Annotated in this window: 20 protein-coding genes; 13 read left to right on the top strand and 7 right to left on the bottom strand. The window is 67.2% G+C overall.

Annotated features, from left to right (window positions below; all coding sequences use genetic code 11):
• Positions 1-133 precede the first annotated feature (133 nt).
• The 4 genes from ACFFGN_RS19375 to ACFFGN_RS19360 all read left to right on the top strand — a co-directional run bounded on the left by ACFFGN_RS19375 (position 134) and on the right by ACFFGN_RS19360 (position 3,434).
• Positions 134-1,096: a D-isomer specific 2-hydroxyacid dehydrogenase family protein gene (locus ACFFGN_RS19375; RefSeq protein WP_380049679.1), complete on the top strand. Its 963-nt coding sequence runs from the start codon at positions 134-136 to the stop codon at positions 1,094-1,096.
• Positions 1,093-2,124 (top strand): D-alanine--(R)-lactate ligase, encoded by a 1,032-nt coding sequence (gene vanA / locus ACFFGN_RS19370; RefSeq protein WP_380049504.1) that lies wholly within the window; start codon positions 1,093-1,095, stop codon positions 2,122-2,124. Before ACFFGN_RS19375 ends, vanA begins: the two co-directional genes overlap by 4 nt.
• On the top strand, positions 2,121-2,729 hold the full coding sequence (gene vanX / locus ACFFGN_RS19365) for a D-Ala-D-Ala dipeptidase VanX (protein ID WP_380049502.1): 609 nt from the start codon (positions 2,121-2,123) through the stop codon (positions 2,727-2,729). Before vanA ends, vanX begins: the two co-directional genes overlap by 4 nt.
• Before the next feature lie 105 nt (positions 2,730-2,834).
• Positions 2,835-3,434 carry a dihydrofolate reductase family protein gene (locus ACFFGN_RS19360; protein ID WP_380049500.1) on the top strand — a complete coding sequence of 200 codons (600 nt, stop codon included), beginning with the start codon at positions 2,835-2,837 and terminating at the stop codon, positions 3,432-3,434.
• A gap of 20 nt (positions 3,435-3,454) precedes the next feature.
• On the opposite strand, the gene ACFFGN_RS19355 is transcribed toward ACFFGN_RS19360, so the two are convergent.
• Together ACFFGN_RS19355 and vanR-Sc are read right to left on the bottom strand one after the other, a co-directional pair.
• Positions 3,455-4,567, bottom strand: coding sequence for a sensor histidine kinase (locus tag ACFFGN_RS19355; protein ID WP_380049498.1), 1,113 nt, complete (start codon positions 4,565-4,567; stop codon positions 3,455-3,457).
• Positions 4,560-5,243, bottom strand: coding sequence for a VanSc-type vancomycin resistance response regulator transcription factor VanR (vanR-Sc, locus tag ACFFGN_RS19350; RefSeq protein ID WP_380049496.1), 684 nt, complete (start codon positions 5,241-5,243; stop codon positions 4,560-4,562). The genes ACFFGN_RS19355 and vanR-Sc overlap by 8 nt, the downstream gene beginning before the upstream one ends.
• 86 nt (positions 5,244-5,329) lie before the next feature.
• On the opposite strand from vanR-Sc, the gene ACFFGN_RS19345 reads away from it, so the two are divergent.
• The 3 genes from ACFFGN_RS19345 (at position 5,330) to ACFFGN_RS19335 (ending at position 8,973) form a co-directional block, all read left to right on the top strand.
• Complete coding sequence (locus tag ACFFGN_RS19345) at positions 5,330-5,956, top strand: M15 family metallopeptidase (RefSeq protein ID WP_380049494.1); 627 nt, start codon at positions 5,330-5,332, stop codon at positions 5,954-5,956.
• Between the two features lie 141 nt (positions 5,957-6,097).
• On the top strand, positions 6,098-7,573 hold the full coding sequence (locus ACFFGN_RS19340) for a glycoside hydrolase (protein ID WP_380049492.1): 1,476 nt from the start codon (positions 6,098-6,100) through the stop codon (positions 7,571-7,573).
• Entirely contained in the window at positions 7,570-8,973 is a 1,404-nt protein-coding gene (locus ACFFGN_RS19335; protein ID WP_380049490.1) for a BNR repeat-containing protein, read from the top strand. The genes ACFFGN_RS19340 and ACFFGN_RS19335 overlap by 4 nt, the downstream gene beginning before the upstream one ends.
• 21 nt (positions 8,974-8,994) lie before the next feature.
• On the opposite strand, the gene ACFFGN_RS19330 is transcribed toward ACFFGN_RS19335, so the two are convergent.
• The gene (locus tag ACFFGN_RS19330; RefSeq protein WP_380049488.1) at positions 8,995-9,579 is read right to left on the bottom strand and encodes a hypothetical protein; all 585 of its coding nucleotides are present in this window, start codon (positions 9,577-9,579) and stop codon (positions 8,995-8,997) included.
• Between the two features lie 29 nt (positions 9,580-9,608).
• On the opposite strand from ACFFGN_RS19330, the gene ACFFGN_RS19325 reads away from it, so the two are divergent.
• A complete protein-coding gene (locus tag ACFFGN_RS19325) occupies positions 9,609-9,749 on the top strand; it encodes a hypothetical protein (protein WP_380049486.1) in 141 nt (46 codons plus the stop codon).
• Entirely contained in the window at positions 9,746-10,561 is an 816-nt protein-coding gene (locus tag ACFFGN_RS19320) for an LLM class flavin-dependent oxidoreductase (RefSeq protein WP_380049484.1), read from the top strand. Before ACFFGN_RS19325 ends, ACFFGN_RS19320 begins: the two co-directional genes overlap by 4 nt.
• Here ACFFGN_RS19320 and ACFFGN_RS19315 read toward each other — a convergent pair.
• Positions 10,558-11,565, bottom strand: a complete 1,008-nt coding sequence (locus ACFFGN_RS19315; RefSeq protein ID WP_380049482.1) for a LacI family DNA-binding transcriptional regulator — start codon at positions 11,563-11,565, stop codon at positions 10,558-10,560. The two genes, ACFFGN_RS19320 and ACFFGN_RS19315, sit on opposite strands and share 4 nt — an antisense overlap.
• Positions 11,566-11,731: 166 nt before the next feature.
• Here ACFFGN_RS19315 and ACFFGN_RS19310 point away from each other — a divergent pair, with 166 nt between their 5' ends.
• From ACFFGN_RS19310 to ACFFGN_RS19300, 3 genes are read left to right on the top strand one after another with little or no spacing between them, the layout of a single operon-like run.
• Complete coding sequence (locus tag ACFFGN_RS19310; protein ID WP_380049480.1) at positions 11,732-13,033, top strand: ABC transporter substrate-binding protein; 1,302 nt, start codon at positions 11,732-11,734, stop codon at positions 13,031-13,033.
• Between the two features lie 44 nt (positions 13,034-13,077).
• Positions 13,078-14,211, top strand: a complete 1,134-nt coding sequence (locus tag ACFFGN_RS19305; protein WP_380049478.1) for a Gfo/Idh/MocA family protein — start codon at positions 13,078-13,080, stop codon at positions 14,209-14,211.
• Positions 14,208-15,116 (top strand): DUF6807 domain-containing protein, encoded by a 909-nt coding sequence (locus ACFFGN_RS19300; RefSeq protein ID WP_380049476.1) that lies wholly within the window; start codon positions 14,208-14,210, stop codon positions 15,114-15,116. Before ACFFGN_RS19305 ends, ACFFGN_RS19300 begins: the two co-directional genes overlap by 4 nt.
• Positions 15,117-15,144: 28 nt before the next feature.
• Here ACFFGN_RS19300 and ligA read toward each other — a convergent pair whose 3' ends face one another.
• Complete coding sequence (ligA, locus tag ACFFGN_RS19295; RefSeq protein ID WP_380049474.1) at positions 15,145-17,139, bottom strand: NAD-dependent DNA ligase LigA; 1,995 nt, start codon at positions 17,137-17,139, stop codon at positions 15,145-15,147.
• A gap of 231 nt (positions 17,140-17,370) precedes the next feature.
• Between ligA and ACFFGN_RS19290 the strand changes: the two genes are divergently transcribed.
• Positions 17,371-19,455, top strand: coding sequence for a peptidoglycan DD-metalloendopeptidase family protein (locus ACFFGN_RS19290; RefSeq protein WP_380049472.1), 2,085 nt, complete (start codon positions 17,371-17,373; stop codon positions 19,453-19,455).
• A gap of 480 nt (positions 19,456-19,935) precedes the next feature.
• Here ACFFGN_RS19290 and ACFFGN_RS19285 read toward each other — a convergent pair whose 3' ends face one another.
• Both ACFFGN_RS19285 and allB read right to left on the bottom strand, forming a co-directional pair.
• Positions 19,936-20,769 (bottom strand): bifunctional allantoicase/(S)-ureidoglycine aminohydrolase, encoded by an 834-nt coding sequence (locus ACFFGN_RS19285; protein WP_380049470.1) that lies wholly within the window; start codon positions 20,767-20,769, stop codon positions 19,936-19,938.
• Positions 20,766-22,109 carry an allantoinase AllB gene (allB, locus tag ACFFGN_RS19280; RefSeq protein ID WP_380049468.1) on the bottom strand — a complete coding sequence of 448 codons (1,344 nt, stop codon included), beginning with the start codon at positions 22,107-22,109 and terminating at the stop codon, positions 20,766-20,768. The genes ACFFGN_RS19285 and allB overlap by 4 nt, the downstream gene beginning before the upstream one ends.
• Positions 22,110-22,128: the final 19 nt, after the last annotated feature.

Below are 22,128 nucleotides of genomic sequence, written 5' to 3'. Positions count from 1 at the left end.
CGCGTATCAGAAATCGCATACTCGCCGGCAACGTCGTGCCGGTTTCACTCAAGGCATGCCTTTCAGTGAAACAGCACGAATAGCGGGCGACCAGACGGAGTCGCTGGCGCCGTGGTCCTCGGCCGCGCCCAGAATGGGATTGACGATTTACGGCTGCGAGCCGGACGAGGCCGTTCTGTTCCGGGACCTAGCCCCTCGCTTCGGGGTGACTCCAATGATCACAGCCGCGCCGGTGTCCCCGGCCAACATCGAGCTGGCCGATGGCAATCGCTGTATCAGCGTCGGCCACAAGAGCGAGATCAGCAACGCCACGTTGCGGGCGCTCAGCCAGGCCGGTGTCGCCTACATCTCCACCAGGAGCATCGGCTTCAACCATCTCGACGTGCGGTACGCGGAACAGGTCGGGATCACCGTTGGCAATGTCGCGTATTCGCCCGACAGCGTGGCCGACTACACCTTGATGCTGATGCTCATGGCGGTTCGGGACGCGAAAACCACGCTCAGGCGTGCCGATGTTCATGACTACCGGCTGAATGAGCTCCGCGGACGCGAATTGCGCGACCTGACCATCGGCGTGATCGGCACTGGGCGTATCGGCGCGGCCGTGCTGGAAAGGCTGAAAGGTTTCGGCGGCAAGATTCTGGCCTACGACGACCATCCGAGCACGCCGGCCGACTACGTACCGCTCTATCAGTTGCTGCCGCAAAGCGACATCGTGACACTGCACACCCCGCTCACCAGCGATACCCACCATCTCCTGGATCGTCAGCGCATCGCCCAACTGAAGCAGGGCGCGATTGTCATCAATACCGGCCGCGGCGCCCTTGTCGATACCGAGGCGCTGTTGCGCGGCCTCGAAAGCGGCCGGTTGGGCGGCGCCGCGCTGGACGTTCTCGAAGGCGAAGAAGGCATCTTCTACGCCGACTGCAGAAACAAGCCGATCGAGAGCAAAGCGCTGATGCGGCTGCAGCAACTGCCGAACGTGCTGGTGACTCCGCACACCGCGTACTACACGGACCGCGCCCTGAGCGACACCGTGCAGAACTCCATTCTCAATTGCCTGGAATTCGCCGGCAGAAAGCAGCAGTGGATATGAAGATCGGAATCTTGTTCGGCGGCTCTTCCGAAGAGCACCCCATCTCGCTCAAATCCGCGCGCCAGGTCGCGCTGAATCTCGACCCCAAGAAGTACGAGCCGTACTACATCGGCATCACCAAGGACGGCGCGTGGAAACTCTGCGACGGACCATGGGAAGACTGGGAAGACGGCAACTGCCGTCCGGCCGTACTGTCCCCGGACCGGAGCACGCCCGGCCTGCTCGTACTGGAGCAAGGGCGATACGAAACGATCCGCCTCGACCTGGTACTGCCGGTGCTGCACGGCAAACTCGGCGAGGACGGCGCGATCCAGGGCCTGCTGGAGTTGTCCGGCCTCCCGTACGTTGGCTGTGATGTTCAGAGTTCCGCTTTGTGCATGGACAAGTCACTGGCCTACGTCGTCGCGCGCAGTGCGGGAATCGCCACGCCGGCGTTCTGGACCGCCGTAGCGAAGGAGGACATCGATCCGGACCAGCTCAGCTATCCCGTCTTCGTGAAACCGGCGCGTTCGGGTTCGTCGTTCGGCGTCAGCAAGGTCTCCGGGAAAGCGGAACTGCTGGATGCGGTGGAGGTGGCGAGGCAGTTCGACTCCAAGGTGCTGGTCGAGGAAGCCGTGATCGGCAGCGAGGTCGGTTGTGCCATCTTGGGCAACGACGGCGACCTGATCGCGGGTGAGGTCGATCGCATCGCGCTGTCGCACGGCTTCTTCAGGATCCACCAGGAGGCTACGCCGGAGAGCGGCTCGGACAACTCGACGCCGATCGTGCCCGCGGACATCCCGGCGGAGTCGCGCCTGCTCGTTCAGAAAACGGCGAAGGCCATCTACCGTGCCCTCGGGTGTAGCGGGTTGGCCCGGGTCGACATGTTCCTCACCGACGACGGCACGGTCGTACTCAACGAGGTCAACACCTTGCCCGGCCTGACGTCGTACAGCCGGTATCCGCGGATGATGGCGGCCGCGGCAATGCCGTTCCCGGAGATGATCGACCGGCTGGTTGCTTTGGCGTTGACGAGGAGCCGGCGATGAAGGCCGGCTTCGTGTACGTCGACGAGCTTGCCGCGGGATTGCGCTGGGACGCGAAGTACGCCACCTGGGACAACTTCACCGGCAAGCCCGTGGACGGCTACTTCGCCAACCGGATCGTCGGTACGAAGGCCTTGGGCGCCGCCCTGGAACGAGCCCGGGAGAAGGCTGAGCCTGTCGGCTTCGGCCTACTGCTCTGGGACGGGTATCGCCCGCAGCGTGCCGTCGATTGCTTCCTGCGCTGGTCCGAGCAGCCGGAGGACGGACGCACGAAACCCCGGCACTATCCGAATATCGACAAGGCCGAGATGTTCCGCCGGGGCTACGTGTCCACCAAGTCGGGTCATACCCGCGGCAGTGCCGTCGACCTGACGCTCTACCACCTGGATACCGGCGAACTGGCCGCGATGGGTGGCGACCACGACCTGATGGACTCGATCTCCCACCACGGCGCGGCCGGAATCACTCCACTCGAAGCGCGGAACCGCCGCTACCTCTGTTCGATCATGGAGGCGAGCGGATTCACCCGGTACAACAGCGAGTGGTGGCACTACTCCCTGACGGAAGAGCCCTACCCGAACACCTACTTCGACTTCCCCATCGCCTAGCCCCGCCAAGTCTCGTGAACAGGATGTGTCGGATCGCGCCGGCCCTGTTCGTAGTACGAGTAAAGGCCGCACTCCCGAGGGCGGCACGAGGACAAGGAGAGCGCCATGAGCACCACCTTTACCGTTGACTTCTTCTGCACTGTGGACGGGTACGGCATGGCCACAGGTTGGCCCGGCTACTGGGGCAAGGAAGGCCCGGAGGTCCGCGAGGACCGGGTGCGCACGTTCGCTCAGAACCAGGTGCTCGTTTTCGGCGCGACGACTTTCCGGCAGTTCCGGCAGTTCGTGGCCGAGTACGACGAGCCGTACTACGACAGCCTGAACGAGCTGCCGAAGGTGGTCTTCTCCAGCACGCTGGAGGAACCGCTCGGGTGGCAGAACTCGACCGTGCTGAACGAGGATGCGGTGGCGGCGATTGAGCGTCTGAAACGCACCACGGACGTACCGATGCGGTCCCACGGCAGCATCTCGCTGAACCGCGCTCTGCTCGCTGCGGGTCTCGTCGACCGTCTCGAGATCCTCATGTTCCCCGCCGTTTCGGGTCGCGCCGGCCAAGCGGCCCTGCTGCACGGCGGGGCCGAGCTCGACCTGGAACTGGTCGAGTCCACCGTGCTCGACGGGCGGACGCAGAAGCTCGTCTACATCCCCCACCTGCACGGAGAAGTCCCACCGGGTGCCGGTCCGCGGCGCCGAACCGCCTCCTAGCCATTACGAGGCTGGGCGCGCTATGGATGGTCCGGGGCCGCGGGGAGTTTGACGGTTACGCGAAGGCCGCCGTCGGGGCGGGGGGTGAGGGTGAGGCTTCCGTCGTGGGCTCGGGTGATGCTTTTGACGATGGCAAGACCGAGGCCAACGCCGGCATGGTCGGTACGAATGCGCCCGGTGCCGCGCTGGAACGGCTCGACCAAGGTCGAGACCAGTTGCGAGCTGAGCTTTTCACCGGTGTTCTCGACGGTGAGCACCGCACTGTCCGGACCGGCCGAGGTAGTGACCCACACGTTGCCCTGGTACGGCAGGTTGTGCACGATCGCGTTGTGCACGAGGTTCGTGGCGACCTGCTGCAGCAACGCGAACGACCCGAGCGTGGCAGCCGGATCGCCGGAGGTCTCGATGGTGACACCGCTCTTCTCGGCGAGCGGAAGAAGCGTTTCGGTGGCCTCTTCCGCGATCAGCGACAGGTCGACGTGGGATCGGGTGAAGGACCGTTGGTCGGCGCGGCTGAGCAGCAGCATCGCCTCGGTGAGATCGATCGCCCGGGTGTTAACGAAGTGCAGCCGTTCGACCAGTTCGCCGTTGTCGCGCTGTGGATCCTTGCGGGCGACATCGAGCAGCGTCTGCGTGATCGCCAAGGGCGTGCGCAGTTCGTGGGAGGCGTTGGCCGCGAAGCGCCGTTGTTCGGCAACGTGCGCCTCGAGTTGTGCGAGCATGGTGTCGAAGGCGTCGGCGAGTTCGCGGAACTCGTCGTTGCGTCCTTCCAGCTCGATCCGGTGGGACAGCGATCCGTTCCCGGCCATGCGGGTGGCATGAGTGATACGAGCCAGCGGCGCGAGCATGGCACCCGCGAGCAGCCAGCCGGCGCCGAGACCGAACACCAGCAGGAGGAACAGCATCACGAGCACCTTCGGCACAAAGGCGATCAGCAGGTCAGAGCGATCCGGTACGCCCAGCCCCGGCATGCCCGGGCGGCCGTCCTGCCTTGGGTCGCGAATCGCCCAGGGGATGTATCGCAACAGGAACAGCCAGACGACCGCGAGCAGCATGACGCCGGTCAGCATGATGCAGCCCGCGTAGCTGAGCGTCAGTTTGAGGCGAACGCTCTTCCCCGGCTCCCTAGCCACGTTCGGTCTGCCCGGAATCCGTGTCGATGCGGTAGCCGACGCCGGCCACGGTGGCGATGATGCCGGGCTCACCGAGGCGCTTGCGTAGTGCCGAGACGGTGATGCGCACGGCGTTCGTGAAGGGGTCCGCGTTCTCGTCCCAGGCCCGCTCGAGCAGTTCCTCGGCGCTGACCACTCCACCTTCGGCAGCGACAAGCACCTCCAGTACGGCGAACTGCTTCCGGGTGAGGGCGACGTACCGCCCGTCGCGGTACACCTCACGGCGGAACGGGTCCACCCGCAGGCCCGCCATCTCACGCACGGGTGGCCGGTTGTGCGCGCGCCTGCGATCGAGCGCCCGCAGCCGGAGCACCAGCTCCTTGAGCTCGAACGGCTTGGTGAGGTAGTCGTCGGCGCCGAGTTCGAACCCGGAGGCCTTGTCGTCGAGCCGGTCGGCGGCGGTCAGCATCAGAATCGGCATACCGCTGCCGGAGGCAACGATGCTCTTGGCGATCTCGTCACCGGACGGGCCCGGAATGTCCCGGTCCAGCACGGCGATGTCGTAGGCGTTGACGCTCAGCAGGTCCAGCGCGGTATCACCGTCACCGGCGATATCGGCCGCGATCGCCTCCAGCCGTAGGCCGTCGCGGATCGCTTCTGCCATGTAGGGCTCATCCTCGACGACCAGTACACGCATACTCCGATGCTACGAGGCGGCACATATCGCCGGCGTATCGAAAACGCCAAACGTCGTGACAACATCGGATTGCCTTCACTGACAGCATGAGTCAACTGTCAACCAGACCTGAACCCCGCAGAACGATTCGACCCTACGCCGTCGTTCTGATCGTTGTCACCGCCGCGATCATCGGAATTCTGGCCAGCCGGTCGGTGCTGTCGTCGGCGCCCTCGATCGCCGACGTCGTTCACGGTGACAACGGGCACAAGAGCGACGCGACCACCGCGAACGGCGGCGCGCTGCCCGACCGCGCCAAGGTGTTCGACGACCGGTATCCCGGTGTGGCGAACCTCGATCCCAAGCTCCGCAAGGCCTTGCGGAAAGCGGCGAAGGATGCGGCCGACGACGGCGTCGAGTTCTACGTCAACAGCGGATGGCGTTCACCGGCGTACCAAGAGCGGCTTCTTCGCGAAGCGGTCTCGAAGTACGGCTCGCAGGAAGAGGCCTCCCGCTGGGTGGCCACGCCGGACAAGTCGTCGCACGTTTCCGGGCACGCGGTCGATATCGGCCACGCCGACGCCAAGGCCTGGTTGTCCGAACATGGCGCGAGATATGGACTGTGCCAGATCTACCGCAACGAACCCTGGCACTACGAACTACGGCCGCGGGCGGTCGAAAACGGCTGCCCGCGTATGTACGCCGATCCCACCCGTGATCCCAGGATGCGGTGACCAGCCGTCGTTCGGCTGCGATCGAGCTTGAACGTTCCTGAACGTTCCGTTGACCACATCCGTTACCCGCTGCGATGGTCTCCACACTTCACCAGGGGGACTCACCTCCTGCCCGCGTCCTCTATCCGCCAGGAGATCGCCATGGGCTCACCAGCAAAAATCAACCGTCGAACTCTGCTCGCCGCGGCCGGCGTCACGGCCGCCAGCGGAGTCCTCAGCACCGGAGCGGCCCGAGCCGACGCTACCGTGCGTGTTGATCCCGCCGCCGACCAGGGCGGGTGGGAAGGGTGGGGTACTTCGCTGGCCTGGTGGGCCAACGTCTTCGGCGACCGGGACGACTTCGCCGACCTGTTCTTCACCACGAAAACGGTCACCTACAACGGCGCCGCGCTGCCCGGCCTTGGCCTGAACATCGCCCGCTACAACCTCGGCGCGTGCAGCTGGAACGCGGTCGGTACCGCGCGGATGGTTGCCTCACCCAACATTCCGCGGTTCAAGCAGATCGAGGGCTTCTGGCAGGACTGGCGCAACGAGGACCCGGCGTCCTCGGCCTGGAACTGGAACGCCGACGCCAAACAGCGCGCGATGCTGGTCAAGGCCACTCAGCGTGGCGCGATCAGTGAGCTGTTCGCCAACTCGCCGATGTGGTGGATGTGCTCCAATCACAATCCGTCCGGCTCCGCCGGCGGCGGCCCCAACCTGCAGTCGTGGAACCACCGCCAGCATGCGCTGCACCTGGCCGTCACCGCCCGACGCGCCCGCGATCAGTGGGGCGTGACCTTCAAAACGGCGACCGCCTTCAACGAGCCGTCGTCGAACTGGTGGCGAGCCGACGGTAAGCAGGAAGGCTGCAACATCCCCGCCACGACCCAGCGCAGCGTCATCGGCCACCTGCGGACCGAACTCGACCGGCAAGGCCTCACCGGCATCGCGATCTCCGCCTCCGACGAGACCAACTACGATCTCGCCCGCACCACCTGGAACAGCTTCGACGCGGCCACCAAGAACCGGGTCCGCCAGGTCAACGTGCACGGCTATCAGGGCCTGAGCGGTCGCCGCGACCTGCTGGGCAACGACGTACGGGCCGCGGGCAAGGTCTTGTGGAACTCCGAGCACGGCGACAACAACGGGACCGGCATGATGACCGCCCGGTGCCTGCTGGCCGACTTCCGCTGGCTCAAGCCGAACGCGTGGGCCTACTGGCAGGTGATGGACCCGACGGCAGGCTGGGGCGCGATCCGGTACGACGGCAGCACCGGCCGGGCCGGCGTGGTCGAGACGAAGCTGTACGTGCTGGCGCAGTTCACCCGGCACATCCGGCCCGGTATGCGGATCATCAACTCCGGTGTGGACTACGCCGTGGCGGCCCACGATCCCGCGGCGCGCCGGCTGGTGATCGTTGCCGCGAACAACGGTGCGGCGCAGACGTTGACCTTCGACTTGTCGGCGTTCGGTCTGGTGCCGAACGGTACGGCGACTCGCTGGTCCACGCTGACGTCCGGCGCCGGCGACCGTTACACCCAACGCCAGGACCTCATCGTGACCGGCAAACTCGTCCGTGTACCGTTCGCCGCAGGCGCGGTCCAGACGATTCAGATCGACGGAGTGGCCCGATGAGGGCGGCCTTGTCGGCGCTGTCGGCGTTGGCGCTGCTGGCCTCGTCGATGCTTCAGCCCACGGTCGCGCAGGCGGGCCCCGGCGTCACCGTACTGTCGGACACCGTGCTGGACTCGTCCGCCTTGTACTTCGTGTCGTACGACGGACTCGTCAACAACAACGCGTTCCAGGACGCCCTGGTCACTTACAACGGTTATCAGTACGCGGCGTGGTACACCTCCACCCGCAACGCCGTGATCGCGCGGCGCGTGCTGGGCAGCAGCACCTGGGAGAAGGCCGTACTGCCGCACCGGCTGAGCATCAACGACTCGCACAACGTGATCTCGCTCGGCATCTCCCCGCGCGACGGCACGCTGCACGTCGGGATGGACACCCACAACACGAGGATCTACTACACCAAGTCGGTAGCGGGACTTGCCACCCAGCCCGGTTCGCACCGCTGGTCCGCGTCGGTGTTCGGCGCGGTGCAAAGGAGTCTCGGCGGTGTCGACCTCGGCAACATGACCTACCCGCAGTTCGTAGTGACGCCCGAGGGCGCGCTGCAGTTCAGCTACCGCACGGGCGGGTCCGGCAACGGAGTGAACGAACTGGCCGAGTACACCAACGGTAGTTGGCGCAAGCTCGGCGTTTGGTCCTCCGCGACCGGGAACTACACCGGGCCGAACGGTGTTGTGTCCTCGACGCGGAACATGTACCTGCACGGTCTTACCTACGACGGGCGCGGACGCCTGCACGCCGCGTTCACCTGGCGGGAGGGCAACAGCCGGGTCTCCTGCAGCTCCGGCGGCCTGACCAACCACGACACCGGCTACGTCTACAGCGACGACCGGGGCCGGACCTGGCGCAATAGCGCCGGCTCCGTCGTGGGCACCACCGGCGGCACCCGCGTTTCGATCAACTCTCCTGGCCTGATCGCGGATCGGCTCGCTCCGAACCACGGCCTGATGAACCAGGAAGGGCAAGCGGCGGACTCCACCGGCGCACCGCACGTGGTGATCAGCTACGTGCCCGGTCGGTTCACGCAGTGCGTCACCAACTATGCGCAGCAACGCACGCAGAACGGCCGCACGTTCCACGTCGTACGCAACTCGAACGGAACCTGGACCAAGCGCGAGGTCCCCGTTCCGCCGGGAAGCACGCAGCGTACGAAGCTTGTCTTCGATCGCAACGACAACGCCTATCTGGTGATGCCGCGAGGCCGGATCGTGTCGGCGAGCAAGGCCACCGGCTGGACCGACTGGACCCTGGTGTTCGACCGGCCGTCGATGAACGCGTTCGGCGAGGTGAACGTCGACGCATCGCGGATGGCCGTGGACGGCGTCCTCTCGTTCCAGTACCAGCAACGCTCGTCCGGCACCACGCCCTCACCGATCCGGGTGATGGACGTCCGCCTGGGCTAGTGTCCTGAGTCGGACACCAACCTAATGTCGCCGCGGCGGCGAAGGGCCCCACCAGGACCAACGGTGCCCTCGCCGCCGCGCGGCTATGACCACGTGAATCAGACATCCAAGGACCACGGAGAAGCCGATCAAAGCCATGCTTTTGCCGATCCAGATCGGCTCGTCAGCTGTGGCGAAGGACCGGGCGTCGACCGTGGCGATCAATTCGCTGGGCGCACTCGGGTCGTACAACACCGCCAGCGGCGCGGCGTAGCGACTGCCGGCCGCCGGAGTCCGGCGTCCCGGCTCGGCGCCCTCTGGTTCGGCCAGGCTGAAGGCCAATTCGGCTTGCCTGGATTGTCCGTCCGAAGTCGGGATGGTCACCCTGACAGCGTCGACGTATTTGCCACCCTTGCCGTCGGAGACCTTCAGCACGACCTCCGTCGCCGTGGCGGGAACGCCGGCCGCCAGCATCTTCTGTGCGAAGTTGCGCTGATCCGCCGTGTCCAGTGCGATCACGACACCGATGAGGGCGACGAGCAGGGCAACCGCTCCTAGCCGCAGTACGCCGATGTGCACGTGCCGATGGTCCCACGGACGAGTGGGCCGCCGCGGGAGGCTTTCCACGATTGGGTTGCGTCCCTAGCCTGATAGCCATGACCACCGAGCTGAGCAACGGCGACCGAGTTTCCCGAATCAACGGAGTCGATCTCCGCGTCGAATCCTGCGGCGATCCGAACGATCCGGCCGCGCTGCCGGTTCTGCTGATCGCTCACACCTCGGGCAAGCAGGGATGAGCGGGCTTCGCTCGGCGCTGTGGTTGCCGCTGTTCGACGAACTTGCCGATGCCGCGATTGTCGCGCGGCTGGCCGCCGAGGCGGAGGAGGCCGGTTGGCACGCGGTCTTCGTGTGGGACCACGTGCACTGGCGAGAGCCGGTACGGCAGGTGGCCGACCCGTGGATCACGCTGACCGCGATCGCCACCGCGACCGAGCGGCTGCGATTCGGACCGATGGTGACTCCGCTCCCCCGCCGCCGACCGGCCAAAGTCGCCCGCGAGACCGCCACGCTGGACCGCCTCAGCGAGGGGCGTCTCACCCTGGGAGTCGGTATCGGCAGCGACCGATTCGGCCAGGAGTTCTCCAGCACCGGCGAACAACTCGACGATCGGCTGCGCGGCCAGATGCTCGACGAATCCCTGGAGATCCTCAACGCCGCCTGGTCCGGTGAACCAGTACGCCACCGGGGCGAGCACTACATCGTCGACGGGATGCCGTTCCTCCCCCGGCCGGTTCAGGAACCAGGCGTACCGGTGTGGGTGGCGGGATTCCCCGGCAAGGTCAAACCCCTGCGCCGGGCTGCTCGGTGTGACGGGTTCTTCCCCGTCAATCTCGAACACCCGGACCAACTGGCCGAAGCCGTTGCGACCATCGCCGGACTCCGCCAGGACCCGGCAGCGCCGTACGACATCGCCATCCCGCTTCCGGCCGGCACGGATCCAGCGCCTTACGCGAAGGCGGGTGCGACCTGGTGGCTGGCCGAGTTCTCGCCCGGGACGTCTTTGGACGAGGTACGAGGGGTGCTGCGCGAAGGGCCGATCCAGGGCTAGCGCGCAGCAGGAGGAGGCGGGGCGATGGATTCGCGGACGACGACCTGGTTGAGCGGTCCCGGGGACGGGGGTGGCGCAGGTTCACCGCGGACGGCGGCGATCAGGTGGAGGATGGCGTCCCGGCCCTGGGCCTCGCGGTCGACGACCACCGTGGACAGCGATGGCGTCGCGAAGCGGCCGACCTCGTCATCGTCCCAGCCGAACACGCTGAGGTCGTCTGGAACGCGCCAGCCGCGCGAGAACGCGCCACGGATGGCGCCCATCGCGAGTACGTCGTTCGCCGCGACCACCGCGGTCACACCGCAATCGGCGGGTAGACCGGTGATCACGTCGTACGCCGATTGCGCGGACCAGTCCGTCTCGGTGACGCCGTACGACCGGAGGCCGAGGCGCGCGATCGTTTCCAGGTAGACGACCTTGCGGTTGCGGGCCGAGGTGAACGACTGCGGACCGGCGAGGTGGAAGAACGTGCGATGGCCTAGCCCGGCGAGGTGGTCGATGATCTCGCTCACCGCCGAGCCGTCGGCCAGTTCGCCGAGCCCGTGCATCTGTTCGTCGTACGTGCCGCTGATCAGCACGGGAATGCGCCCACCGGCCGGTACGTCGACCGGCGCCAGCGACAGGATGCCGTCGACCTGACCCGAATCGGCCAGGTCGGTGATCCGGCGCACGCGTTGCTCGGCGCCACCTTCGGCGCTGACGATGTCCAGCTGGTAGCCGGCCTCGTGCGCGGTGGCGGACGCGGCGAGCACGAGCCGGTGCGGGAAGTAGAGCGTCGAGGGCAACACGATGGCGAGCCGGTTCGTCCGCCTGGTCCGCATCGACCGCGCCACCAGGTTCGGCCGGTAGTCGAGCGCCTTGACCGCGGAGTCGATCCGCAGCCGGGTCGCCGGCTTCATCCCGCCGTCGTCGCGCAGGTAGCGCGAGACGGTCTGGTGGGAGACCCCGGCCAACTGCGCCACCTGATGGATGGTCGCCCGCCGCGGCGGATCCACCTGGGCCACAACCGCCTCCTCCACAGCACCGTGATCGTGCCCGAATCGTACGTCGGAAAGTGCCGGTCCACTCGCTGTTGACACGAAAGTGATCGATCACTAATTTGAGCCGAACCACTCGGGAAAGCGCATACCCTGTACGGCGACCACGCCGTCGGCACGAAGGGATCCAGCCATGAACCGACCACCCTCGATCGGGCGTCTCGCGGCAGTCGGAGTGGCGGCGCTCGCCCTCGTCCTGCCGCTGGCCGCCTGCGGTTCGAACGACCCCGCGGACGAAGCCGGCGGCCAGGTCACGCTGCGCTTCACCTGGTGGGGTTCGGATGTCCGGCACCAGCTCACGCAGAAGGTGATCGCCGCCTTCGAAGCCGAGAACCCGAACATCAAGGTCAAGGGCGAGTTCGGCGAGTGGAGTGGCTACTGGGACAAGCTCGCCACCCAGACCGCGGCCAACGACTCCCCCGACATCATTCAGATGGACGAGAAGTACATCGCCGAGTACGGCGGACGCGGCGCGCTGCTCGACCTGGGCAAGCAGGAGGTCGATACCGCCGACTACGACGCCAAGCTCCTGGCCGCCGGCAAGGTGGAGGACAAACTGGTGGGTCTGCCCGTCGGCGCGGCCGTCTTCTCGTTTGTCGCGAACCCGGTGTTGTTCAAGAAGTACGGCGAACCGCTGCCGAACGACGCGACCTGGAGCTGGGACGACTTCACGGCGACGGCGAAGCGGCTCGCGGACAAAGGCCGCAAGGACGGTGTCGTCGGCACGCAGCTGGCCTCGGGTGATACCGAGGCGCATCTGTGGGCGCGGCAGCACGGTGACCAGTTGTTCAACGACAAGGGCGAGATCGTCGTCAAGCCGGAGACCCTCGCCTCTTGGTGGCAGCTCAACTCGGACCTGACGAAGGCCGGTGTCACCCCGTCGCCGTCGGCGCAGGAGGAAGCGACAACGCTGGGGATCGAGCAGAGCGCGCTGGCGACGAACAAGATGGCCATCGGCATGATGTTCAACACCCAGCTGACGGCGTACGAAAAGGTCAGCAAGAGCGGCCTCAAACTGCTGCGCGCGCCCGGGCAGGCGCAGAGCAACTACGCGGGTTCCTACCTCAAGCCGTCGATGTACTGGTCGGTGTCGTCACGCAGCAAGCACCCCGCGGAGGCCGCGAAGTTCCTTGATTTCCTGGCGAATTCGCCGAAGGCCGCGGACCTGCTGCTGACCGAGCGCGGCGTACCGGCCAACACGAAGTTGCGTGCGGCAATCACCAGCAAGCTCACCACGACCGACCAGCAGGCCCTGCAGTTCCTCAACACCGTGGCCGAGCGCGCGGCCCCGCCCCCTCCGGTCACGCCCGTCGGCGGCAGCGCGATCACGGACATCCTCACCCGGAAGGGCGCCGACGTGCTGTTCGGCCGAGCCACACCGGAGGCGGCCGCCGAGGGCGCGATCCGGGAGATGAAGTCCTCCGTCTCGAAGTAGGCCAACCGCTCCAGAGATCTCCCGCTCCAGAGAAGAGAGCTTGTATGCACTCCACAACCTCCGCCGACCCGTCCACGGCGAGCACCCCGGTGGCGCCGTACGGCGTCGCGATCGTCGGCACCGGCGGGATCGCGAACGCGCACGCCAACGCGTTGTCGGCCTTCCCGGACCAGGTCCGGCTGGTGGCCGGGATCGACCTCGCCCCGGACCGGGCCAAGGCCTTCGCGGAACGCTGGCCGGTGAGCCGGACCGCCTCCTCGCTACAAGAGGCTCTCGCCGAGGGTGACGTGGACACGGTGGTCATCTGTACGCCGCCCGCCAGCCACGGGCCGCTCGCCATCGAGGCGCTCGAGGCCGGTGTCAACGTGGTGATCGAGAAGCCACCCACGTTGTCACTGCGGCAGCTGCACGAGTTGGCCGAGGCCGAAGAACGTTCGACGGGCACGGTGAGCTGCATCTTCCAGCACCGGTTCGGCCCGGGCGCGGAGCAGTTGCGAAGGCTGCACGCGAATGGATCGCTCGGCCGTCCGTTGGTGGGTGTGTGCAACACGTTGTGGTTCCGTGACCAGCCGTACTTCGACGTACCGTGGCGCGGCAAGTGGGACGTCGAAGGCGGCGGCCCGACGATGGGCCACGGCATCCACCAGTTCGATCTGCTGCTCGACCTGTGGGGACCGTGGACCGAAGTGACGGCGTACGCCGGAAAGCTCGCGCGGCGGACCGCCACGGAAGACGTGTCGTGCGCGATCGTGCGATTCGAGTCTGGCGCGGTCGCGACGATCACGAACTCGCTGATCTCGCCGCGAGAGGCGTCCTACCTGCGGCTCGACTATGAGCTGGCGACGGTCGAACTCGACCACCTCTACGGCTACACCGGTGCCGACTGGCGGTTTACCCCGGCGCCTGGCGCGGACGACTTGACGTGGACGGCGGCCGATGGCGAACGGAGCAGTCATCAGTCGCAGTACGAGGTCTGGCTGCGAGCGCGCGCCGAGGGAACGCCGCCGCCGGTCGGTCTCACCGATGCACTCGTGACGATGGAACTGGTTGCCGCGATCTACCAATCCGCGATCACCAAGCAATCGGTCGCGCGTACGGAGATCCAGCAGGGCGGTGTGTTCGAGGAACGCATGGACGGCTTCGCGGAACCCTGGAACGAAGGGAAGACCAGCGCATGAGCGACCTCAGCTATCGCGACGACGAAACGGCCAGCGTGTCGGTTTCGAGCGCGGACACCGAGCTGTTCACGTACGTCTATCAATCCACCGCCAACCAGTACGAATCACCGCGGCCGTTCATCCACCCGCTACGGACTCTCGGCGGCCGGCTCATCAGCATCTACCGGCCGCACGATCATCTGTGGCACGTCGGGATCGCCTGGTCGTTGCCGCACTTCGGTGCCGACAACTTCTGGGGCGGTCCCAGCTTCCGGGCCGATCGTGGTTACGTATCGCTCGACAACAACGGCGCGACCCGGCATCGCCGTACCAACGAGATTGACGTGACGGACGGCGTGTTCGGGTACGCCCACGACCTCGACTGGTATCGCAGCGACGGCACCCACGTGGTCACGGAGGCCCGCCGTCTCACCGCACGGGTCGAGCCCGGAAGCGACGCCTGGATCCTGACGTTCGAGACCTCGATGACAAACGTCAGCGGCTCGGACATTCAGATCGGTTCGCCCACCACCGAAGGTCGTCCCGACGCGGGGTACGGCGGCCTGTTCTGGCGCGGGCCGCGCTCGTTCACCGGCGGTACGGTGCTCGGGCCGGACGGTGCGACCGGCGAAACGCTGCGCGGGCGGCACGCGCCGTGGATGGCCTTCACCGGCAAGCACGACGAACTCGAAGGCTCGTCCTCGATCGTGATGGTGGACGCGCCGAGCAACGCACAGCACCCGCCGCAGTGGTTCGCCCGCTCCGAGCCGTTCGGCTGCCTCGGCCCGGCGCCGTTCTTCAGCGAGGAAGTCCGGTTCGGCAGCGGCGAGGTGATGACCAACCGGTACGCCGTGGTGGTCGCGGACGGCAAGGTCGACCACCACCGCGCGGCCGCCCTCGCCGATCTCGGCGGTTCCGTCCTCTGAACGGCGGGCGCGGGGCGCCCGCCTTCGGTCAGAGGGTGATGCCGGCGGCAAAGAGCTGGGACCAGATCTCGCCCTGGTCCACGACCTCGACCTCCAGCTTCTCGGCTTTGGTGAGCTTCGAGGCGCCCACGTCAGCACCGGTGATCAGGTAGTCCGTGCTCGCGGACACCGACGAGGCGATCGTCGCGCCGGCCTTCTCGCACAAGCGCTGGAAGGCCGGCCGCGGCACCTTCTCGCCAGAACGTGGATCGCTGATGGCCCCGGTGACCACCACGGTCTTCCCGGCGAGCGGTGCACCCGCGGCGACAACCGGTGGCAGGTCCTCCTCGCGGACGTCGAGTGAGACGCCGGCCTCGCGCAGGCGTTGGAGCTCAGGCTGAAGGCGATTCAGGTGCTCGACGAGGGACGCCGCCACCTTCGGCCCGATGTCGTCCACGGCGACAAGGCCCTCCTCCCCCGCCGCGACGACCTCCTCCAGGGAGCCGAACCCCGCACGGCAGAGCCGGGCCGCGGTACCTTCCGATGCCATCGGGATGGCCAGACCGATCAAGGCGCGGCGCAGACCGACCTGGCGGCTGGCGTCGATCGACTCGATCATCCGCGCGGCCGAGACCTCGCCAATGCGGTCGAACTCCAGCAGCCGCTCTTTGGTCAGGTGGTAGAAGTCCGACGGGTGTTCGAGAATGCCTGCCTCGGCCAGCCGCTCGATCCACACGCCACCGATCGCGTCGATGTCGGCCGCGGCCCGTGAGGCCCAGTGGATCAACCGGCGCACGGTCTGCGCCGGGCAGGACACGTTCGTGCAGAACAGCTCGCGGCTGTTGCCCTGCTCGGTCAACGGCTGCTCACACGACGGGCAGTTGGTGGGCGGCACGATGTCCCGCTCCGCGCCGGTTCGCCGGGAGGCGTCGAGCACGCCGGCGACAAACGGAATCACGTCACCGGCCCGGCGCACGAGAACCGTGTCGCCGATCTTGATACCGCGGGCCCGGATCACCTCCTGGTTGGCCAAGGTGGCGCGCGTGACCGTCGTACCACCGACGAACACCGGCTCGAGCCAGGCGACCGGAGCGATCTTGCCGGTCTTGCCGACATCCCAGACGACGTCGGCCAGCACGGTGGTCTTCTCCTCGGCGGCGAACTTGTACGCCAGAGCGCCGCGCGGTGAGCTCGACCGAGTCCCCGCGGCCGCGAAGGCGCCACGGTCGGCCAGGCGTAGTACGGCGCCGTCGAGGTCGTAGTCCAGCTCGTTGCGCTGCTGCTCGATCGTGCTGATCACGGCCTGTGCCGCGGCCGCGTCATCGCAGTGCCGCATCTCGGCCACGGCAAACCCGAGCGTGCGCAGCGCCCGGTCCAGGTCGGAGTCGGTGCTGTCGGGATCGGTGTGCAGGTCGAACGCCAGGAACTGCAGGCGCCGCTCGGACACCGTGGCCGGATCCTTCGCCCGCAACGTACCAGCGGCCGCGTTGCGCGGGTTGATCAACGGTTTGTCCGGGTGGTTGGTGTTGTAGGCCGCGAACGTGGACCGCAGCATGACCGCCTCACCGCGAACCTCGACCCGCCCCGGCGCGTCGATCTTGGCCGGTACGCCGTCGGCGAGCGCCCGAACCAGCGGGGTCACATCGTCACCGGTCGTGCCGTCACCGCGGGTGATCGCCCGGGCCAGTTGACCGTTCTCGTACACCAGGGCGAGCGACAAACCGTCCAGCTTCGGCATCACCACCACGGATCGGCCGGGGAAGCGGTTGAAGAAGGCCTCGACCTGTTCCGGGCGGGTCGCCTTCTCCAGCGACAGCATCGGCCGGGAATGCCGGACCGGGGCATGCAGCACCGCGGGCGCGCCGACCTGATCCAGCGGGTTCGGATCCGGCGCCAGCTCCGGATTCGCCTCGATCAACGCCCGCAGTTCGTCCTCGATCGCGTCATACTCCGCGTCGGCCACCGCGGGCGCACCGCGGTAGTAGGCGTCGCGCAGCAGCACGATCTGGTCGGCAAGTTCCTGAATGCGTTCCCCATCGTTCACGACGAGAACGCTACCCGCCCGCACCGACAAAACGCCGCTCCCAACACAACCGGAGGTCCCGCCGCCCGGCCGGACCAGGCGTCGGGGCCGTGGCACCCCCACACCCCCAGGCCGGGGATTGAGGGGGTGACCCTCATGCCCTCAGGGCGCGGCTCCAGCAGAGTCGTTTCAAGCGCTTCCACCACTTCCGAAAAGCCCTTGATCCACTGTTCTTGAATGGAGCTGTCTGAGATGAAACGAACCACCGCCAGACTCACCGCCGCGGCCTTCATCGCGGCCGCCGTACTCGGTCAGCCGTACCTTTCGTCGGCCAACGCGATCGCGGGTCCGTCCTGCGACTTCAACGACGACGGTCGTTCCGATCTGGCGGTGGGAGCGCCGGGCGAAAGCGTCGGCAATCTCGACAGCGCGGGCTCGGTCAACGTGCTGTACGGCTCGGCCTCGGGCGTCTCCGCGACGAACAACGTGCTGATCAACCAGGACAACCCCGGCATCGCCGGAGTGGCGGAGCGCGGGGACGCCTTCGGCCATGCCAGCGCCTGCGGTGACTTCAACAACGACGGGTTCGGCGACCTCGCGGTCGGCGTACCGCACGAAAGCGTTGAACTCGCCACCGGTGACGTGTACGACGCCGGCGCGGTCAACATCTTCTACGGTTCGTCGATCGGCCTCGCCACCACCGGCAACCAGGTCTTCACCCAATCCACCGCGGGCATGCCGGACGTGGCCGAGCGGACCGACGAGTTCGGCACCGCGCTCGCCGCGGGCGACTTCGACAACGACGGCCGCGACGACCTGGCCATCGGCGCACCCAGGGAGAACGTCGACGGCGCCAACCAGGCCGGCAACGTGATCGTGCTGCGCGGTGGACGCGCCGGTCTGTCGACCACCGGAAGCCAGAACTGGCACCAGGGCTCCCCCGGCATCATCGGCGACCTGGAGGCCGGCGACAACTTCGGCAGCGCGCTCACCACCGGCGACTTCAACGGTGACGGCCGGGCCGACCTGGTTGTCGGTTCGCCCGGTGAGGCGATCTCCGACCAGGGCGACGCCGGCACCGTGAACATCATCTTCGGCTCAGCCACTGGCCTCGCTGCCGCCGGCAACCAGATCCTGAACCAGGCCACCCCCGGCGTACCTGGCATCTGGGAGCAGAACGATCTGTACGGCCAGTCGGTCGCCGCGGGCGACTTCAACAACGACGGGCGCGACGACCTCGCCGTCGGCGTACCGGGTGAGAACGACGGCGATACCCGCGACGCCGGCGCGGTCAACGTCACCTACGGCACGGTCAACGGCCTGCAGGCCAACTGGAGCCAGATCTTCACCCGGGCCGGCATGCTGGACGGCGGTGCGGCGTCCTCCGGCGACCAGCTCGGCACCGCGGTTGCCGCGGGCAACTTCAACGGCCAGGCGGGCGACGACCTCGCGATCGGTGCCCCCGGCATCGTTGTCGACGGCAAGGTCGCGGCCGGCCGGTTGACCGTGCTGTACGGCAGCCCGAACGGGCTCAACCCGAACGTGAACCAGCGGATCAGCCAGGGCGTGAACAACGTGGAGGGCGCCACCGAAGCGGGCGACTACCTCGGGTACGCGCTGGCCACCGGTGACTTCGACGGCAACGGCCGCGCCGATCTCGCCGCCGGTGCGCCCGGTGAAGAGGTCAACACCCGAACGAGTGGCGGCGCGGTCAACGTGCTGTACGGCACCTCGGGCTTTCTCTCCACCACGAACGACCAGGTCTGGACCCAGGACAGTCCCGGCATCTACGGTGTCGCGCAGGCCCACGACCGGTTCGGTGGACCGTCGATGTCCAGCGGCGAATACCGGATCGGCTACAAGACCGGTACCAAGGTGAAGGTCACGAACGACGCGCTCGCGCACAGCCCGCTCGGACGGCTCGACATGTCGGGCGTCGAGGCCGGCCCGGACTACGAGATCGCGGCCGCCCGGGGTGGCGTGATCCGGTACATCGTGGACACCAACGCCGAGCCGACCAGTGACAACAACTACGTCTGGCTCGAGCACCCGGACGGTGAGTGGAGCAAGTACAGCCACGTGCAGACCGGTTCCGTGACCAGCCGTGGCCACAAGGTCGGGGACTTCGTCGCCGCGGGCACCGTGCTCGGCTTGGAAGGCGACGTCGGCCAGGCGGACGGCGACCACCTGCACTTCGAGGTCTCCGTGCCCTACAACCCGGCGAGCCCGATCACCTCCGGTGGCTTCATGTCCGGCTTCAACCGCAACCCGGTCATCTGCGGCGTACCCGGCAACGCGGTCTTCCGCGGCCAGACCTACACCGTCACCGGCTGCTGATCCACCCGTCGCGCTCCTCATCGCCGGCCTACTCGTCCAGTAGCCATCGAGTCGATCCGTACCGCGCGAGTCTGGTCCCAGTTCGGATCCACCGATGAGACGGCCGGTTGAGCCGGCGTGAGGATGGCTGGCCACGGGCGAGGTGGGTTACCACCCGGGAATCCGGGGTGGTAACCCACCGGCGCGATGGCTGGCCACGCGCACGACGCCGCGCCAAAGCCACTACCGCCCGGCCTCAACCACCGCATTCCGAGTCCGACCGTGGGAAAGAATCCACCCGCACCACCCACCAACGGCGCCACCCACCAACGGACCCGGCCGACCGGCAGCACGACGGCACAACGGCACAACGGCAAGATGGCGCGACGGCGCGATGGCGCGACGGCAAATCTGGACTGATCTGACAATCCGAAGGCTCAGGGGACGGTGATCACCGATGTCGGGCAGACGCGACCACTCGTGAACAGCAAGAGGCGAGGCTCAGCCGAATCGGCGGGACAGTTTGGCGTGACGGTTGACGTCTTTGTAGATCAGGTAGCGGAAGCGGCTGGGTCCGCCGGCGTAGCAGGCCTGGGGGCAGAAGGCGCGGAGCCAGAGGAAGTCGCCCTCCTGGACCTCGACCCAGTCCTTGTTGAGCAGGTAGACCGCCTTGCCTTCGAGCACGTAGATCCCGTGCTCCATCACGTGAGTCTCCGGGAACGGGATCACGCCGCCCGGTTCGAAGGTGACGATGTTGACGTGCATGTCATGGCGTACGTCGAGCGGATCCGCGAACCGCTGGGTCTTCCACCGGCCTTCGGTGCCCGGCATCTCGAAGCCTTCCACCTCGGCCTCGTTGGTCACGAAGGCCTCGGGCGCGTCGATGCCCTCCACCGGCTCGTAGGCCTTGCGAATGAAGTGGAAGGTGGCCGCCTGGTCGCTGGTATTGCGCAGCGTCCAGACGGTTGCCGGGGGCAAGAAGGCGTAGCCACCCGGTGCGAGCTCGTGCTTCTCACCGTCGATCGTGAGTACGAGGTTGCCTTCGACAACAAAGAGCACGGCCTCGGCGCCGGGTTCGGTCTCCGGCTTGTCGCTGCCGCCGCCCGGTCCGACCTCGACGATGTACTGCGAGAACGTTTCGGCGAATCCCGACAGCGGCCGGGCGATCACCCACAGCCGGGTGTTGTCCCAGAACGGCAGCAGGCTGGTCACGATGTCCCGCATGGTGCCGCGCGGCAGCACGGCGTACGCCTCGGTGAAGACGGCCCGATCGGTGGTCAGCTCGGTCTGCGCGGGCAGTCCACCCTTGGGGGCGTAGTAGCGCGGCTGGTTCATCGTTGGTCTCCTCGGATCAGTAACCGGCCGCGAGGGCCGGCGGAAATGTCGATGGGCTTGCCGCGTAGCCAGGTACTGCGAACCACGCCGGCGAGCGTTCGTCCGGCGTACGGCGTGAGGGCGTTCTTGTGGTGGAGGGTGTTCGCGTCCACGACGAAGGTCTCGTCGGGCGCGAGGACGCTGAAGTCCGCGTCGTACCCGAGCTCGAGCCTTCCCTTGTGCGGCAGCGACGCTTGGGCCGCGGGAGCCTCGCACATCCAGCGGGCGACGTCGGCCAGGCCGAAACCACGCTTTCGGGCCTGCGTCCAAACCGCCGGCAGGCCGAGCTGGAGCGAAGCGATGCCACCCCAGGCCAAGCCGAAGTCGCCCGACAACAGGTGTTTGAGTTCGATCGTCGAGGGCGAGTGATCCGACACGACCAGGTCGATCGTCCCGTCCCGCAGGCCTTGCCAGAGCAGGTCCCGGTTCCCGGCCTCGCGGATTGGCGGACAGCATTTGTACTGCGTGGCGCCGTCGGGAATCTCCTCGGCGCTGAAGGTGAGGTAATGCGGACAGGTCTCCGCGGTAATTCGCACGCCGTCGCGACGGGCCGTCGCGATCACCGGCAGAACGTCGGCGCTGGACACGTGCAGGATATGGACCCGACAGCCGGTGCGACGCGCGAGGTCGATCACCAGCGCCACAGCGGCGTGCTCGGCTTCGCGCGGCCGGGATCCCAAGAAGCTCAGATAGCTCCGGCCGTGCACTGGCGGTGCGTTCTCGATGCAGTGGGCGTCCTCGGCATGCACGATCAGTAGTCCGTCGAACGAGCTGATCTCCCGCATCGCCAGTTCGAGCTGTGCCGGGTCAAGCGGCGGGAACTCGTCGGCGCCGGAGTGCAGCAGGAAGCACTTGAAGCCGAAAACGCCCGCGTCGTGCAGCGGCCGCAACTGGCCGACGTTGCCGGGAATCGCCCCACCCCAGAACCCGACCTCGACGTACGCCTGCGGCTCGGCCGTCTCGCGCTTCAGCTTGAGCGCTGGTACGTCGCACGTCGGGGGAATGCTGTTGAGCGGCATATCGATGATCGTGGTGACTCCCCCGGCCGCGGCCGCCCGGGTCGCGCTGGTGAAACCCTCCCAGTCGGTTCGGCCCGGATCGTTGACGTGCACGTGGGAATCCACGACGCCGGGCATCAGCACCTCGTCGTCGGCCAGGTCGATCTGGTCCGCGGCGGCCAACGGCGAATCGTAGGGCACGATCGCAGCGATCCGGCCGCCTTTGATGCCGAGGGCAAGCGGTATCTCGCCCGCGGGACCGATAGCCCGGCGGGACCGGATGACCAGATCCAGCGAGGTCATGCGACGCCCCTCTCGGTTG

It is taken from the genome of Kribbella deserti (assembly GCF_042434725.1).
Classification (GTDB): Bacteria; Actinomycetota; Actinomycetes; order Propionibacteriales; family Kribbellaceae; genus Kribbella; species Kribbella deserti.
This window is presented reverse-complemented; position numbering and strand designations above follow the sequence as displayed.

Bases quoted from the DNA above. Each gene is read 5' to 3' on its own strand.
- ACFFGN_RS19285 (WP_380049470.1), bottom strand. From the start codon at position 20,769: ATGAACCAGCCGCGCTACTACGCCCCCAAGGGTGGACTGCCCGCGCAG.
- vanR-Sc (WP_380049496.1), bottom strand. From the start codon at position 5,243: ATGCGTGTACTGGTCGTCGAGGATGAGCCCTACATGGCAGAAGCGATC.
- ACFFGN_RS19335 (WP_380049490.1), top strand. From the start codon at position 7,570: ATGAGGGCGGCCTTGTCGGCGCTGTCGGCGTTGGCGCTGCTGGCCTCG.
- vanA (WP_380049504.1), top strand. From the start codon at position 1,093: ATGAAGATCGGAATCTTGTTCGGCGGCTCTTCCGAAGAGCACCCCATC.
- vanX (WP_380049502.1), top strand. From the start codon at position 2,121: ATGAAGGCCGGCTTCGTGTACGTCGACGAGCTTGCCGCGGGATTGCGC.
- allB (WP_380049468.1), bottom strand. From the start codon at position 22,109: ATGACCTCGCTGGATCTGGTCATCCGGTCCCGCCGGGCTATCGGTCCC.
- ACFFGN_RS19375 (WP_380049679.1), top strand. From the start codon at position 134: ATGGGATTGACGATTTACGGCTGCGAGCCGGACGAGGCCGTTCTGTTC.
- ACFFGN_RS19345 (WP_380049494.1), top strand. From the start codon at position 5,330: ATGAGTCAACTGTCAACCAGACCTGAACCCCGCAGAACGATTCGACCC.
- ACFFGN_RS19360 (WP_380049500.1), top strand. From the start codon at position 2,835: ATGAGCACCACCTTTACCGTTGACTTCTTCTGCACTGTGGACGGGTAC.
- ACFFGN_RS19320 (WP_380049484.1), top strand. From the start codon at position 9,746: ATGAGCGGGCTTCGCTCGGCGCTGTGGTTGCCGCTGTTCGACGAACTT.
- ACFFGN_RS19305 (WP_380049478.1), top strand. From the start codon at position 13,078: ATGCACTCCACAACCTCCGCCGACCCGTCCACGGCGAGCACCCCGGTG.
- ACFFGN_RS19340 (WP_380049492.1), top strand. From the start codon at position 6,098: ATGGGCTCACCAGCAAAAATCAACCGTCGAACTCTGCTCGCCGCGGCC.
- ACFFGN_RS19325 (WP_380049486.1), top strand. From the start codon at position 9,609: ATGACCACCGAGCTGAGCAACGGCGACCGAGTTTCCCGAATCAACGGA.
- ACFFGN_RS19310 (WP_380049480.1), top strand. From the start codon at position 11,732: ATGAACCGACCACCCTCGATCGGGCGTCTCGCGGCAGTCGGAGTGGCG.
- ACFFGN_RS19300 (WP_380049476.1), top strand. From the start codon at position 14,208: ATGAGCGACCTCAGCTATCGCGACGACGAAACGGCCAGCGTGTCGGTT.
- ACFFGN_RS19290 (WP_380049472.1), top strand. From the start codon at position 17,371: ATGAAACGAACCACCGCCAGACTCACCGCCGCGGCCTTCATCGCGGCC.